General features: G+C 51.0%; 15 protein-coding genes and 1 pseudogene. 6 read left to right on the top strand and 10 right to left on the bottom strand.

What is annotated here, in order from left to right; all coding sequences use genetic code 11:
• Window positions 1-15 precede the first annotated feature (15 nt).
• Window positions 16-951: a DNA replication terminus site-binding protein gene (tus, locus tag ACQZQY_RS16035; RefSeq protein ID WP_431295994.1), complete on the bottom strand. Its 936-nt coding sequence runs from the start codon at window positions 949-951 to the stop codon at window positions 16-18.
• Window positions 952-1,299: 348 nt separating this feature from the next.
• Here tus and ACQZQY_RS16030 point away from each other — a divergent pair, with 348 nt between their 5' ends.
• The gene (locus ACQZQY_RS16030) at window positions 1,300-1,821 is read left to right on the top strand and encodes a DNA-3-methyladenine glycosylase I (protein WP_235533377.1); all 522 of its coding nucleotides are present in this window, start codon (window positions 1,300-1,302) and stop codon (window positions 1,819-1,821) included.
• A gap of 19 nt (window positions 1,822-1,840) precedes the next feature.
• On the opposite strand, the gene ACQZQY_RS16025 is transcribed toward ACQZQY_RS16030, so the two are convergent.
• Window positions 1,841-2,797 (bottom strand): GlxA family transcriptional regulator, encoded by a 957-nt coding sequence (locus ACQZQY_RS16025; protein ID WP_431295993.1) that lies wholly within the window; start codon window positions 2,795-2,797, stop codon window positions 1,841-1,843.
• A 115-nt stretch (window positions 2,798-2,912) separates the two neighbouring features.
• Between ACQZQY_RS16025 and ACQZQY_RS16020 the strand changes: the two genes are divergently transcribed.
• Window positions 2,913-3,554 (top strand): HD domain-containing protein, encoded by a 642-nt coding sequence (locus ACQZQY_RS16020; RefSeq protein WP_183847123.1) that lies wholly within the window; start codon window positions 2,913-2,915, stop codon window positions 3,552-3,554.
• Window positions 3,555-3,598: 44 nt separating this feature from the next.
• Here ACQZQY_RS16020 and yqfB read toward each other — a convergent pair whose 3' ends face one another.
• The 5 genes and pseudogenes from yqfB to ACQZQY_RS15995 all read right to left on the bottom strand — a co-directional run bounded on the left by yqfB (window position 3,599) and on the right by ACQZQY_RS15995 (window position 7,324).
• Complete coding sequence (gene yqfB, locus ACQZQY_RS16015) at window positions 3,599-3,904, bottom strand: N(4)-acetylcytidine aminohydrolase (RefSeq protein ID WP_217203600.1); 306 nt, start codon at window positions 3,902-3,904, stop codon at window positions 3,599-3,601.
• A gap of 36 nt (window positions 3,905-3,940) precedes the next feature.
• Window positions 3,941-5,047 (bottom strand): annotated as a pseudogene (locus ACQZQY_RS16010) (Fic family protein); the annotation flags it as partial.
• Between the two features lie 137 nt (window positions 5,048-5,184).
• Window positions 5,185-5,610 (bottom strand): glutaredoxin-dependent arsenate reductase, encoded by a 426-nt coding sequence (arsC, locus tag ACQZQY_RS16005; RefSeq protein ID WP_056770586.1) that lies wholly within the window; start codon window positions 5,608-5,610, stop codon window positions 5,185-5,187.
• 58 nt (window positions 5,611-5,668) lie between these two features.
• Window positions 5,669-6,958 carry an arsenic transporter gene (locus tag ACQZQY_RS16000; RefSeq protein ID WP_431295992.1) on the bottom strand — a complete coding sequence of 430 codons (1,290 nt, stop codon included), beginning with the start codon at window positions 6,956-6,958 and terminating at the stop codon, window positions 5,669-5,671.
• A 45-nt stretch (window positions 6,959-7,003) separates the two neighbouring features.
• Window positions 7,004-7,324 (bottom strand): metalloregulator ArsR/SmtB family transcription factor, encoded by a 321-nt coding sequence (locus tag ACQZQY_RS15995; RefSeq protein ID WP_431295991.1) that lies wholly within the window; start codon window positions 7,322-7,324, stop codon window positions 7,004-7,006.
• 86 nt (window positions 7,325-7,410) lie between these two features.
• On the opposite strand from ACQZQY_RS15995, the gene arsH reads away from it, so the two are divergent.
• On the top strand, window positions 7,411-8,115 hold the full coding sequence (gene arsH, locus ACQZQY_RS15990) for an arsenical resistance protein ArsH (protein ID WP_431295990.1): 705 nt from the start codon (window positions 7,411-7,413) through the stop codon (window positions 8,113-8,115).
• Between the two features lie 170 nt (window positions 8,116-8,285).
• Here the strand turns inward: arsH and ACQZQY_RS15985 are convergent, their stop codons facing one another.
• Complete coding sequence (locus tag ACQZQY_RS15985; protein ID WP_431295989.1) at window positions 8,286-8,654, bottom strand: cupin; 369 nt, start codon at window positions 8,652-8,654, stop codon at window positions 8,286-8,288.
• A 128-nt stretch (window positions 8,655-8,782) separates the two neighbouring features.
• Window positions 8,783-9,388, bottom strand: coding sequence for a transglycosylase SLT domain-containing protein (locus tag ACQZQY_RS15980; protein ID WP_056770600.1), 606 nt, complete (start codon window positions 9,386-9,388; stop codon window positions 8,783-8,785).
• A 208-nt stretch (window positions 9,389-9,596) separates the two neighbouring features.
• Between ACQZQY_RS15980 and ACQZQY_RS15975 the strand changes: the two genes are divergently transcribed.
• On the top strand, window positions 9,597-10,574 hold the full coding sequence (locus tag ACQZQY_RS15975; RefSeq protein ID WP_431295988.1) for a GlxA family transcriptional regulator: 978 nt from the start codon (window positions 9,597-9,599) through the stop codon (window positions 10,572-10,574).
• A gap of 78 nt (window positions 10,575-10,652) precedes the next feature.
• Complete coding sequence (gene gap, locus ACQZQY_RS15970; RefSeq protein WP_056770608.1) at window positions 10,653-11,663, top strand: type I glyceraldehyde-3-phosphate dehydrogenase; 1,011 nt, start codon at window positions 10,653-10,655, stop codon at window positions 11,661-11,663.
• Between the two features lie 155 nt (window positions 11,664-11,818).
• Here gap and ACQZQY_RS15965 read toward each other — a convergent pair whose 3' ends face one another.
• Window positions 11,819-12,232 (bottom strand): VOC family protein, encoded by a 414-nt coding sequence (locus tag ACQZQY_RS15965; protein WP_122095298.1) that lies wholly within the window; start codon window positions 12,230-12,232, stop codon window positions 11,819-11,821.
• 201 nt (window positions 12,233-12,433) lie between these two features.
• On the opposite strand from ACQZQY_RS15965, the gene ACQZQY_RS15960 reads away from it, so the two are divergent.
• Window positions 12,434-12,892, top strand: a complete 459-nt coding sequence (locus ACQZQY_RS15960; RefSeq protein WP_122095299.1) for a MarR family winged helix-turn-helix transcriptional regulator — start codon at window positions 12,434-12,436, stop codon at window positions 12,890-12,892.
• The last annotated feature ends 133 nt before the right edge of the window (window positions 12,893-13,025 follow it).

Here is a 13,025-nt window from a genome sequence, read left to right as displayed (position 1 = left end):
CCGGACCTTTTTCATTTACAGCGGATGGTCGGTGTATAAATGCAGGCGTTTAATCAGCAGGCTCAGCGGCTGAGACTGCGGTTTGTACTTGTGTTTGATGGTGCTGACGTCGTAATCCGGCAATTCGCCTAGCTTCGGCACCTGCATCATCGGGGTACGCAGACACAATGCGATCAGCGGCAGCGGGCAGGGGTGTTGCACCTGTTTCTGGCTGTTGCGATACCACACGCGGGCAATGGGCTGAACTTTCACCGGACGTTTAAATTTCAGCGCGGCATGTTCCGGTAGCCGTTTCACATCAATCATTTCGCGGTTGATATTTTCCATCCACTGTTCACGGGTATACGGCGACACGGCGCGTCCGGCATTAAGGCTTTTTTCCAGCATCGCCAGCACTTCGTCCCGGCTGACATTCTTAATAATGTGCTTGTTGGCCCAGCCAAAGCGCACCGAATCCGGGTCATTTAAAAAGGTCACGGAACGATAGGCGTTGAGGGTAATCAGGCCGCGCAAATGGGTGTGCACAAACTCGAAACGCTGTTCGCGCGCCAGCCCGGATTCAACGGTGACGATGTGCTCAAGTTCAGCCTTGAGTTTGTTCACTTCTTCGATCAGCAGCAGGGCAGACTGGTGCTCTGCGGGGTCAACGGCATAGCAAAGCACGCCGGGCAACCGGACCGCGGATTTGCTGCTGATATTCTCGTTATTATGATGAATGAACAGCCGCTGGAAATGCTGCAACGCCATCTCCTGCGCGGCTTCACCGAGATAAGGGGTGACAGAAATCTTATCCGCAGGATTATGTTCTTCGCCTTTGGCGATGTCCGGCAAGGCAAACACCCGTGCCTGCAGTAATTCCAGCCTGCTCAGGAAATTCCCCAGGTCGTGCAACGCCATTTCCAGCTCGTTAAAACAGCCATTCATACGAGCGATCAAATCATAATCTGCCATATCCCCTCCGGTTAGTTACAACATACAGTGTAGGGTATTATAATTAAATGTGCACACTTAACCTTCGGGGAAATGTGCAGCGCTTGTTTTTAAGGCGCCTGGGAGGGAAATCAAGGGTGTGTAAAAACCGAAGTAAATGAGCAGGGTTCATGAATATTTGCTGAACCCTGCCGGTGGTTCATGAAACCATCATGAATATAATTCATAAAACCACAGAGGCGTACGAGGGTTATTTTTTCCCTGAATAAAGAAGACCGTTCTCGGGTAGACTACGCAAAACCCATCAGCCCGAGTTCCGCCATGACCCATGCTCCCGTCCGTTGTCCCTGGAATCTCCAGGACGATCTCATGATTCACTACCACGACACCGAATGGGGTAAACCCGTGCGCGACAGCCGTGCGTTGTGGGAAAAACTGATGCTGGATGGCTTTCAGGCGGGGCTGTCCTGGCGGATTGTGCTGAAAAAACGTGAGGCATTGCGTCTCGCGTTCTGCCAGTTTGAGCCGGAAAAAGTCGCTGAATTCACCGAAGATGATATCGAAAAGCTGATGAACAACGCCGATATCATCCGCTCACGCAGTAAAATTACGGCGGTGATAAACAATGCGCGGGTTTATCTGGCAATGCAGCAGGCCGGCGAAGATTTCGGTGAGTGGATCTGGACGCAGATCGGCGGTAAAGCCATTCAGCATGTGGGGCCGGTGCCCACCAAAGATGCGCTGTCAGAACGTATTTCGAAAGACCTGAAAAAGCGCGGTTTTAAGTTTGTCGGTCCGACAATTGTTTATGCCTGGATGGAAGCCACCGGCCTTATCAACACTCACCGTCCTGAGTGTTTCAGGCGGGCGCAGGTTGCCGCAGAGGCCTGATTTATTAGGCTATAGTGAGTCACACAAACTGTTTTTGATATTGTGACGGTGTCACGTTAAGTTTGCGCATAAAGGCCCGTCGTAAGATATCCACGCTGGAAAATCCGCATTGCGAGGCAATCTGTTTCATGGCCAGACCGCCGGTTTCGAGCAGCTGGCGGGCATGAAATACCCGTTGCTGTTCCAGCCATTCTGCCGGTGATTGTTTCATTTCCTGATTAAATAACCGCGTGACGTGGCGGGCACTCAGCCCCATGTGTTGTGCCAGCGTGCTGACATTGTGCGGCTGGTCCAGGGAACTCAGCACCCAGCGCTGAACATCCTGCAACGCGGCGCGGCCACTCAGCGATGCCTGACCGTGACGGCTGAACTGAAGCTGCCCGCCTGGGCGTTTGAAGAACATCACCAGCTGAGCGGCGACATTGCGCGCCGTTTCCCGCCCGAGATCTTCCTCAACCATACTTAACGCCATATCCAGCCCGGACGTCACACCGGCAGCGGTGCGCAGTTCGCCGTCAGCGATAAAAATAGCGTCTGCTTCGACACACACCCGTGGATATTCCTGACTCAGTATTTCCGCAACCGCCCAGTGAGTGGTTACGCGGCGGTTATCCAGCAGTCCTGCGGCGGCAAGCAACAAAGCTCCGCTGCACACTGAGCCAAAACGCTGTGCATGTTGGCTCCAGCGACAGAGATTGTGCTTTAAAGCATCGTCGCTCAAAAACGTGTTCAGTGAGGGCGCACCGGCGACCAGAAAGGTATCGAGATTATCGGGAAGCGGGGCGTCCAGAATCATGTCGGCCAGGATCCGGGTGCCTGAAGACGAAGTAACGATCGGGTCGTTTATCGCCATCACGCTGAGTTTATACACTTCGCGGCCACGCTGCTGATTGGCCTCAGCGAAAACATCCATCGGGCCGGAAACGTCCAGCATCTGTACGCCGGGGACGGCCAGAATAATGATGTGTTTGGGCATTGATCGTTTTCCTGTCGCAGAACGGCGTAATGTCTTAAATCGTATTACTACGTCGATTGATGACATTCATCCTGCGGCTTACGCTGGGTTTATGCAATCCCACAGGAGAAATATCATGAGTCTCACAATTAATGGCATCCGTATTCCTGACAGCAAAATGTGCCGCGACGCCACAGAACGGGTTCGCGATAGCGAATCGGAATTGCTGTTTCACCATTCCAGCCGGGTGTATTACTGGGCCGCGCTCGCCGGGCAGGCTCGTCAGTTAAACGTTGATCACGAGTTACTTTATATTGGCTGCATGTTCCATGACATGGGGCTGACCCACGAACACTGCAGCTGTGATAAACGTTTTGAAGTGGACGGCGCCAATACCGCGCGGGAATTCATGCAGCAATATGGCATCAGCGGGCAGGACATCGACAAAGTCTGGACCGCCATCGCACTGCATACCACGCCCGGTATACCCGAGTTTATGGAGCCGGTGATCGCGCTGGTTACGGCAGGAGTGGAAATGGACGTGCTGGGCATCAATTATCAGGCGTATGAAGATGACGTTCGCCATGCGGTGGTGAATACACATCCACGCACGGCGACATTTAAAGAAGATATTATTCAGGCATTTTATGACGGCATAAAAAATAAGCCGCAAACGACCTTCGGTAATGTAAAAGCAGACGTTATTGCAGATAAAGAACCTGAATTTATCAGGGGGAATTTCTGTTCCATTATCCGTCAGTCACGCTGGCAGGGCTGAAGAAGAGCAGGGCGCGCCGGTTTCAGCACGGCGCGTTTTTAGCGTCAAATAAGGCGAAACTCGAGCATAAACAGTTCTTTCAGCCCCGGATAAATCTCGCCGATGACCTGTTTCAGTTCCGGCAACGTCATATTTTCCTGCAACGCATGGGTATCATTTAGCGCGTCAAATTGCACCGGCGTCACATTGATAATCTCGATATTGCAGAAAAAAACATTATCTTCATAACGGCTTACCCGCACCTTATCACCGGCTGAAAAGTTTGCATCGCTGGCTTCGCGCAGTGTAATCGTTTTACGGCCTGCAAGAATATCCGCCTCAAAGCGACCATAAAAAGTGATGTTTTTCATAAAGTTTCCATTAGGGTGTGAAAAGGTGTTGTTGATTTTATACCGGCTGCTGCGTCCGCCCGCGGCGGTTCTTGTCAGACAGCCCCGCGCAACGAGATCAGCCAGATGGCGGGTAGCCGTCGCTTTACTGACTTTCGCCACTTTCTGATACTGACCCGCGTTGATCCCTTCGGCAAACCCGTTTTCGCCTCCGTCCAGCAGACGATTCAGAACGTTAACCTGTTCAGCGGGCAGTCCGTTACTGTGATGCAGTTGCCAGAAAAGTGTTTTAACCAGCGTCTGATCAATGCGCATGATCGCCGTATCTACGCTGGTTTCGAGCATTTTCAGAAACCAGCTAAGCCAGACCGTCAAATCCATCGTTCCGCGCTGTGTAGCTTCGAGCACGTCATAATACTCTTTACGGTGGTTCAGAATGGCTTCCGAAACGGCATACAAACGCACACTTTCATGGTCAGCCTGAAATAACGCCATGTCGGTCAGTGCCCTGGTGATCCTGCCGTTTCCATCTTCAAAAGGATGCAGCGTAATAAACCAGAAATGAGCCAGCGCAGCGCGAAGAAGGGGATCCAGTGCGGCGCGATATCGTGACTGATTATACCATTGCAGAAACGCCGTCAGCTCAGCGGAAAGTTGTTGGCGCGGCGGAGCCTGAAAATGCACCTTTTCCTTGCCAATCCGTCCTGAGACAACACGCATTGTTGCGTCACCGCGCCAATCTCCACGTCTTAAAAAAGCCGGGGCCGGCTCCGGAAATAACCAGGAATGCCATTGAAAAAGAAGGGTTTCAGTCAGCTCGCCAGCGCCGGGGTCGAACGCATTCATCATCATTTTGGCTAAACCTTCTGATCGTTCCGTGGTGGTTCCCGGAGCATGCCAGGTCAACCCAAAACGTTTGGCCAGCGAAGAACGGACAGAATGGGCATCAAGCCGCTCATTCTCGATGGCGGATGATGCAAGAATGTTGCTCAGCATTGCATCGAGAGAATATTCAGCAGCATCTTGCCCGGGGCGTGATTCCGCTTTACCGACCAGTTTGCCCATTTTCAGGCGTGTCTGACGCAGTTGTGGTTGAATGACATCGTCATCCCAGTTGAACTGAGGCCAGTCAGGTGATTGCCAAATCCATTCCCGGTTATCCATTGACGTTCCTGTGAGCCGATGAGTGACGTTAATTGGCTCATTATACGAGCCGAATAAGGATTGTAAACGGCTCATAAATGGGTCTGAAAAACACATGTTCCGGTAAACACTCATGGCTTGTACGAGAAAAGTGACTTTCAGATCAGCCGATGACCCTCTTTATCAACAACTTTTTCGCCGTCTTCTTTTGTGAACGCTGCTTTTTGAAATTCCGGAAGTATGTCGAGTACCTTCTCTGATGGTCGACATAACAATGTCCCAAGTGGCGTGACCACAACGGGACGATTCATCAGAATTGGGTGAGCGAGTATGGCGTCGATCAGTTCATCATCAGTGAGTGTATTTTTATCAAGTTCTAACTGTTCATAAGGCTCTGTATTTTTACGCAACAAAGCCCGAACCGTGATCCCCATATCTGCAATCAGTTTTATAAGATCCTCGCGGGTGGGTGGTGTTTCCAGATACAGAATAATCGAGGGTTCAATCCCACTGTTGCGGATCATCTCAAGGGTATTGCGTGATGTCCCGCAGGCAGGATTATGATAAATAGTCACATTGCTCATAGTTATGATCTCTGGTTGAACCCCGGAAGCGACTCATTCCGGGGTTATGAGTTAATAGTCAGTGTGATACAGACAACCGCAGTGCCAGTGCTACCAGCGTGACAAACAGTACGGGGATCGTCATGACAATTCCCACCCGGAAGTAATATCCCCAGGTAATTTTGATGTTTTTCTGCGAAAGAACATGCAGCCACAGCAATGTTGCCAGGCTGCCGATAGGGGTGATTTTAGGCCCCAGATCGCTACCGATGACGTTGGCGTAAATCATCGCTTCTTTGATAACACCGGTTGCTGTACTGCCGTCAATCGACAGTGCCCCGACCAGCACGGTCGGCATATTGTTCATTACAGAGGACAGAAAGGCTGTCAGGAAGCCAGTACCCAGCGTTGCCGCCCATAATCCTTGCTCTGCCAGCTGATTCAGCACAGATGAAAGATAATGGGTCAGTCCGGCGTTTCGTAATCCGTAGACCACCAGGTACATACCCAGCGAGAAAATAACGATTTGCCATGGCGCACCTCGTAACACCTTGCCTGTGTTAATGGCATGACCTTTCTTCGCCACTGCAAAAAGGAGCAGGGCACCAACAGCCGCGACCAGACTGACAGGAACGCCCAGCGGCTCCAGCCCAAAGAACCCCACCAGAAGCAAAACCAGAACCAGCCAGCCGGTTTTAAAAGTCCCGAAATCACGGATCGCATCTTTCGGTTCTTTCAGCAGGGAAACGTCGTAAACGGCAGGAATGTCTTTGCGGAAATACAGATGCAACATCACAAGCGTAGTCGCAATGGCCGCCAGGTTTACCGGCACCATCACGGCTGCATATTCAGAGAAACCAAGCTTAAAGAAATCCGCTGAGACGATGTTCACCAGATTCGAGACAATCAGCGGCAGGCTGGCCGTGTCAGCGATAAACCCTGCGGCCATGACAAAGGCTAAGGTTGATCCCTGGCTGAATCCCAACGCAAGCAGCATCGAGATGACGATAGGCGTCAGGATCAGTGCGGCACCGTCGTTGGCAAACAGTGCGGCGACCATCGCGCCAAGCAGAACAATCCAGGTAAAGAGCAACCGGCCCCGGCCATTTCCCCAACGCGCAACGTGCAATGCGGCCCATTCAAAGAAACCGGATTCATCGAGTAAAAGACTAATGATGATCACGGCAATAAAGGTGGCAGTCGCATTCCAAACTATCTGCCAAACCACCGGAATATCCCCCAGGTGAACGACGCCAGTCAGCAATGCCAGACCTGCGCCCAGCATGGCACTCCAGCCAATCCCCAGTCCACGGGGTTGCCAGATAACCAGGACGAGCGTAAACAAAAAGATAACTCCAGCCAGTAACATCAGAAACCCCATTCATATTTGCTTATTCGTATATATACATCGACTTTAGCACGAGGCCGATGCTGCGTTATGGAGCTTGTTGCGTATGTGTTCGCGTTCACAGTTCCAGGCTATGTCAATGATTCCGGCAGCCCATGCAGGCATATGGGGTGACAGTCGGTAATGCACCCATTTTCCTTCACGGCGGTCAATGACCAGCTCTGACTCACGCAAAAGAGCCATGTGGCGGGAAATTTTCGGCTGAGACTCGTTTGTGGCACCACAGATGTCACAGACGCACATTTCTCCTGATTCCCTGAGGAGCAGTAAGATAGTCGAACGGGTTTCATCGGCGAGCAGTTTAAAAAGCTGAACAGGCTGTAGCATGCTTAACCTCGATAAAATTAATAATACATATGATATTTCATATGTGATAAATTTTAAAGCATAGCTTACAAAAGGGAGAGTTTTTTATGACGCACTTACCAGCAATAGAACCAGGGTGCTTTGATGAGGCCATTGCCAGTAATCTACTGGACGGCGCTGAGACCATGCCGCGTATTCTTATCCTTTACGGATCGGTACGAGAACGCTCCTACAGCCGTTTTGCAGCAGAAGAGGCGGGGCGGTTGCTGGCAAAGATGGGCGCTGAGGTGAAAATATTTAATCCATCTGGCCTGCCGTTACCTGATGATGCGCCGGACAGTCACCCTAAAGTGCTTGAACTCCGCGAACTGGTCAGATGGTGTGATGGAATGGTCTGGAGTTCTCCGGAAAGACATGGAGCCATGAGTTCGGTGATGAAGGCCCAGATTGACTGGATACCCTTGAGTGAAGGTGCTGTTCGTCCGTCCCAGGGTAAAACGCTGGCCGTGATGCAGGTTTGTGGCGGCTCACAGTCATTTAACACGGTAAATCAGATGCGGATACTTGGCCGCTGGATGCGTATGTTCACCATTCCCAATCAGTCGTCAGTGCCAAAGGCATGGCAGGAATTTGATGATGAAGGACGCATGAAACCCTCAGCCTGGTATGACAGAATTGTGGACGTTGCCGAAGAGTTATTCAAAATTACGTTAATCCTGAAAGGACATGCAGGTTATCTGGCGGACCGCTACAGCGAAAGGAAAGAAAGCCATCAGGAACTTTCTACAAGGGTCAATCAGGCAAAAATCTGACAGGCATGCAGGCCCGGATGAATTACCGGGCTTTAGGAAGAACGACAATAAAGCGGACATTTGAAATGAAACATAAGCGGACATCTCAATTTAGCTACTACAGCTTCGGTGCGCATAATCATGATTATGTTAAATAGGAACTGCATTATCGCTTTCCATCCTTTAACCCGTTACCGTGACACCTCACCTGCCTTATTCACTGGCTTTTCATCACCATAATGAATGGCCAGCCAGATCGTGGTTTCTTTAGCGTCTGTCCATTCGACGCGGTGTTTGCAGTATGCGGGAATATTCATAAAGTCCCCGGCTTGTAAAACACGTTCATCCGGTTCGTGCTCAAGTCGCAAACCTGCCGAACCTTGCATCAGCATCACCCACTCGCTTTGTGGCTGGCAATACCAGAAATCCGGCGGACTCGACTGACCGGTTGAAATGATCCGCTCGATGCGTACGTCTTGATGCGTTAACAAGGTTTCAAAGGATTCGGCATTTCGGCTGGCGACATCATGGGGAAAATCAGCAAACATATTACCTGTCATGAGATTTCCTCTTTATCGGCAAAAATTCGCCATGTGAAATGATCGCGCTACGTGAAATCTGATAAATGAGCAGTACCATAATGCTGCAGATTTTACGTAGCGCACTCTCTGATGTGATGTGTTATTCGCTATAAACCCGCGTAAACTTTTTCAACTTTCGCCATGTATCTTGGCGCCTGAGCTGCCGGATGGTACTGACGGACATGCCAGTGAAATGCTTCCGGTGAAAGCTGGTTGATCAGGCTGATGGCGGTCTGGCGGTTGCTGGAAAATGTCCGCAGCAATGCGCCCGCACCATTGGCATAAGCCACTTCTGTGGCGTAACGGCGTGTGACCGGATCATTGATCCAGTTTAGTTGCTGATGCTGTAATGCGCTGATATATGCCGTGCCCAAATCAATATTGGTTTCAGGATCCAGCAAATCATCATCGTCCGGGCAACCCCGTTTTCCTTTATAACGGTAAGCGTCGCAGCCGCTGGTAGAGGCTTTCAGTTGCATCAAACCGATGGCATTTGAAGGGCTTACCGCTTTCGGATTGTAGCTGGATTCGACCTGAATAATGGCTTTCACCAGTTTTCGGTCAACTTTGTATTTGTCAGCGGCATCTTCAATTTCATCGTCAAAAGCGTGCGAGTCATATTTTTTATAGTGTGGTTTTCCCGAACAGCCAGCCAGGATCATCAGCATAATCAGTATGCCTGCGCGGGTCGGATTTTTGAGTAATGACGTCATGAAATACCCGTGTTTAGCTGGAGGGATTAATGGCGCAGACAAGATACCTCTATCGACACGGAGGGTCATGTATTAATTGGCGTTTTTACAGAAATTGCGCCTGACTGACGGATGATTGCCCGAGAAATGCACCTCGCTGCGCCCTGCTCTTTTTGATTTTCAGGCAGCGTTCCTTGACTTATTTAGTACAGAAAGTATTTTTAATGCCATGCATACATTTCTGATTATCGTCCCCGACGGGGGCATGTTATTTGAAGCGGCCGGTATCGCCGATATTCTGATGCAGGCAAATCGCCTGAGGTCTGAAAACGATCCAAAACCGGCTTATCAGGTCACGGTGGCAACAACGCAACCGCACCGCGTCGTACACGGGGTTTCAGGGCTAAATCTGCTGGCCGATCATCGGTTGTGCGATCTCGACCCGCAGGTTCCGCGCGATACTGTCCTTATCACCGGCAAAGGCCTGACAGAAGAAGAAGGTTCGGATGTGGTTCAGTGGCTGAAGCGTGCGGCGCCTCATGCCGGACGCGTGGTGTCTATTTGCGGCGGCGCAATGTTGCTGGCTCAAACCGGGCTTCTTGATGGTCGCCACGCAACCACTCACTGGCGGCTACTCGATACTTTACAATCGACATACCCTTCCATCACTGTCGAACGCGGGCCGATCTATGTTCAGGACGGCAACGTTTGGACGTCCGGTGGCGTCAGTTCAGGATTTGATCTCACCCTCGCTCTTATCGAGGATGATCACGGTTTCAGCCTGGCTCGCGACGTGGCACAGGATCTGGTGATGTTTCTGCGCAGGCCCGGCAATCAGGCTCAGTTCAGCCGGTACTTGTTAAACGAGGCCGCTGAAGGCCCTGTCCGCGATCTTCAATGTTGGTTACCGGAGAATCTTACGGCGGATTTGTCCGTGGAGAAAATGGCTGAACGTGTCGCCATGAGCCCGCGTAATTTCACCCGCGTCTTTACCCGTGAAACCGGCATCACGCCGGCCAGATATGTCGAGGAGATCCGCCTGAATGCCGCCAGACAGAAACTGGAACAAACCACGCTGGGCATTGAACAGATTGCCCTGATGACCGGTTTCGGTGGCGGGTTGAATCTGCGCCGTGTTTTCGAACGAAATTTGCAACTCACCCCTTCTGAATATCGCGACCGTTTCTGTTCGCGTAAATTGGCGTAAATAGATCTTTTATTGTCATTTACGCCATCGTACGACCGGCATACAGTGAATGCAGTTCCGTAAACTAAGGAGTGCATCATGGTCAACGTTGGTATCAATGGATTCGGCAGAATTGGTCGAAATGTCTTGCGCGCCGCTCTGGGACGCGATGACTTTCAGGTGGTGGCGATTAACGATCTCACCGACAGTAAAACCCTTGCCCATCTTCTTAAATATGATTCTCTCGCAGGCACGTTAAACGCCACCGTCGAAGCAGGCGAAGGCGAGTTACGGGTGGACGGCAAAACGGTTCGCGTATTCTCAGAAAGAGATCCGGCTGCGATTCCGTGGAGCAGCGCAGGGGTGGATATCGTGATTGAAGCCACCGGTTTCTTTACGGATAAAGCCAAAGCCGAAGTGCATATTACCCATGGCGGCGCTAAGCGCGTGATCATTTCCGCACCGGGTAAGGATGAGGACATCACTCTCGTACTGGGCGTTAATGATGATCAGTATGACCCGGCTAAACACAAAGTCGTCAGTAATGGCAGTTGCACCACTAACGGTCTGGCTCCGGCGGCGCAGGTTCTTCATCAGACCTTCGGGATTGAACATGGTTTGATGAATACCACCCACGCTTACACGAACAGTCAGGCGCTTCACGACCAGCCGGAAAAAGATTTACGCGGTGCGCGTGCCGCGGCTGTTTCGATTGTGCCGTATTCCAGCGGCGCGGCGAAGGCAATCGGTAAAGTGATCCCGGAACTCGCCGGGCGTATGACCGGTTATTCCCTGCGCGTACCGGTTCCGGTGGTATCGATTGTCGATCTGACGGTGAACCTGAAACGTGAAGCGACGGTTGAAGAAATCAATGCGGCGTTCCGTCAGGCGGCTGAATCCGGCCCGCTGAAAGGCATCCTTGGGTACAGTGATGAACCGCTTGTCTCGAGCGATTATCGTGGAGATCCGCGTTCTTCCATCATTGATGGGCTTTCCACCCTGGTTATCGGCGGCAAACTGGTGAAAATTTTAGCCTGGTACGATAACGAATGGGGATTCTCAAACCGCCTGGTCGATCTGGCGGTATTGATGGAAAAACGAGGTTTATAACCCTCTGTTTCTACTAAACTTTATCAGGCAACATCATGGAATAAGCGTGTTGCCTGATATCACAGACGACGAGGATATTTTTAAACGCCACAACTTGTATGTTGTAACTAAGCAGGTGCATTTTCTTCAAATGCGCTGATGAAAGCCCTGCCCATTTACTCTTCCTTCGGCCCGATATTCATAAACGGGTTATAGGCTATTTCCCACAGATGTCCGTCCGGATCGGCGAAATAGCCGGAATATCCGCCCCAGAACACTTTCTGGCCTGGTTTGATTAGCGTGCCTCCGGCTTTGACTGCCTGCCTGAGGATTGCATCCACCTTCGCTTCGCTGGCAACGGTTTGCGCCAGCGCCATACCGCGAAAACCTTCACCGCTGGCACTCACCTGTGCATCTTTCGCCAGCTCCTCCCACGGAAACAGCGATAACCACGCCCCTGCCAGCTCAAAGAAACTCACTCCGTCGGAATCGATAACGACTTTTGGAAAGCCTAATCCGTGTTGATAAAACTCCGTGGCGACGGCCAAATCTTTAACGCCAAGCGTGATCATATTGATGACAGGTTGCATGATTTATTCTCCAGAGTAGGTCATATGTGTTTTTTTATTGCTTTAAAAATAATACCTTTCTGAAACTGATAAACACAGATTATCGTCGCGGTTTTATGCCTTCCTGTTGTCTCAAATTTTCACCTCATTCCTCTCTTTTGTGGCAAAAGTCACATATCCTGCTAACCTGACGCCATCAAAAGTACCGACTGTGAGGATCCTGTGACCACATTACACCCCCGCCCGGAAGCCGCTTCGCCTACCCTGCGCTTCCTCCCGGAAACCATTCATATTGGCCGTCAGTTACGCACTTACTGCGATGCCCGCTTTAAAACCATCGGGCTGACTCTCGCGCGCGGGCAGGTTTTATTGCATCTCGAAGCCGCCAAAGGACGTTTGCCACAGGGCGAGCTGACGGCGTTGCTGGAAGTTGAGCACCCTACTGCAATCCGCCTGTTTGACAGCCTTGCACAACTGGGTTTGCTGGAACGTTGCCCTGGCGAAAACGATCGCCGTTCAAAAGACATCAAACTGACCGAAACCGGGACCGAACTGGCGAATCAGGTGCGCAGTATGACGGATGACATTTTAATTCGCGTGATGGAAGGCATTCCTGAAAACAATATCGCCGTCGCCCGTGACGTTCTCGCTGCTATTACTGCCAATATCGCCGCGCTTTGAGTGGCGTTTTCCCCTTTCCGGCCCCGTCGTTTTCTTCGCAATAATCACGCCTGTCATTGATTGGTTATTCGCTATTCGCATTTGTAAATATCACTGATATGAATAATTGAGCTAGACACATTTGAAATGCCTC

Origin of the sequence: Rahnella sp. PAMC25559, assembly GCF_050632365.1 — a bacterium.
Lineage (GTDB): Bacteria > Pseudomonadota > Gammaproteobacteria > Enterobacterales > Enterobacteriaceae > Rahnella > Rahnella rivi.
Note: the sequence above shows the minus strand (reverse complement) of the source record. Positions and strands in the feature narration are given on the sequence as shown.

Coding starts and splice junctions, on each gene's coding strand:
- tus (WP_431295994.1), bottom strand. CDS start 951: ATGGCAGATTATGATTTGATCGCTCGTATGAATGGCTGTTTTAACGAG.
- ACQZQY_RS16030 (WP_235533377.1), top strand. CDS start 1,300: ATGATTCACTACCACGACACCGAATGGGGTAAACCCGTGCGCGACAGC.
- ACQZQY_RS16025 (WP_431295993.1), bottom strand. CDS start 2,797: ATGCCCAAACACATCATTATTCTGGCCGTCCCCGGCGTACAGATGCTG.
- ACQZQY_RS16020 (WP_183847123.1), top strand. CDS start 2,913: ATGAGTCTCACAATTAATGGCATCCGTATTCCTGACAGCAAAATGTGC.
- yqfB (WP_217203600.1), bottom strand. CDS start 3,904: ATGAAAAACATCACTTTTTATGGTCGCTTTGAGGCGGATATTCTTGCA.
- arsC (WP_056770586.1), bottom strand. CDS start 5,610: ATGAGCAATGTGACTATTTATCATAATCCTGCCTGCGGGACATCACGC.
- ACQZQY_RS16000 (WP_431295992.1), bottom strand. CDS start 6,958: ATGTTACTGGCTGGAGTTATCTTTTTGTTTACGCTCGTCCTGGTTATC.
- ACQZQY_RS15995 (WP_431295991.1), bottom strand. CDS start 7,324: ATGCTACAGCCTGTTCAGCTTTTTAAACTGCTCGCCGATGAAACCCGT.
- arsH (WP_431295990.1), top strand. CDS start 7,411: ATGACGCACTTACCAGCAATAGAACCAGGGTGCTTTGATGAGGCCATT.
- ACQZQY_RS15985 (WP_431295989.1), bottom strand. CDS start 8,654: ATGACAGGTAATATGTTTGCTGATTTTCCCCATGATGTCGCCAGCCGA.
- ACQZQY_RS15980 (WP_056770600.1), bottom strand. CDS start 9,388: ATGACGTCATTACTCAAAAATCCGACCCGCGCAGGCATACTGATTATG.
- ACQZQY_RS15975 (WP_431295988.1), top strand. CDS start 9,597: ATGCATACATTTCTGATTATCGTCCCCGACGGGGGCATGTTATTTGAA.
- gap (WP_056770608.1), top strand. CDS start 10,653: ATGGTCAACGTTGGTATCAATGGATTCGGCAGAATTGGTCGAAATGTC.
- ACQZQY_RS15965 (WP_122095298.1), bottom strand. CDS start 12,232: ATGCAACCTGTCATCAATATGATCACGCTTGGCGTTAAAGATTTGGCC.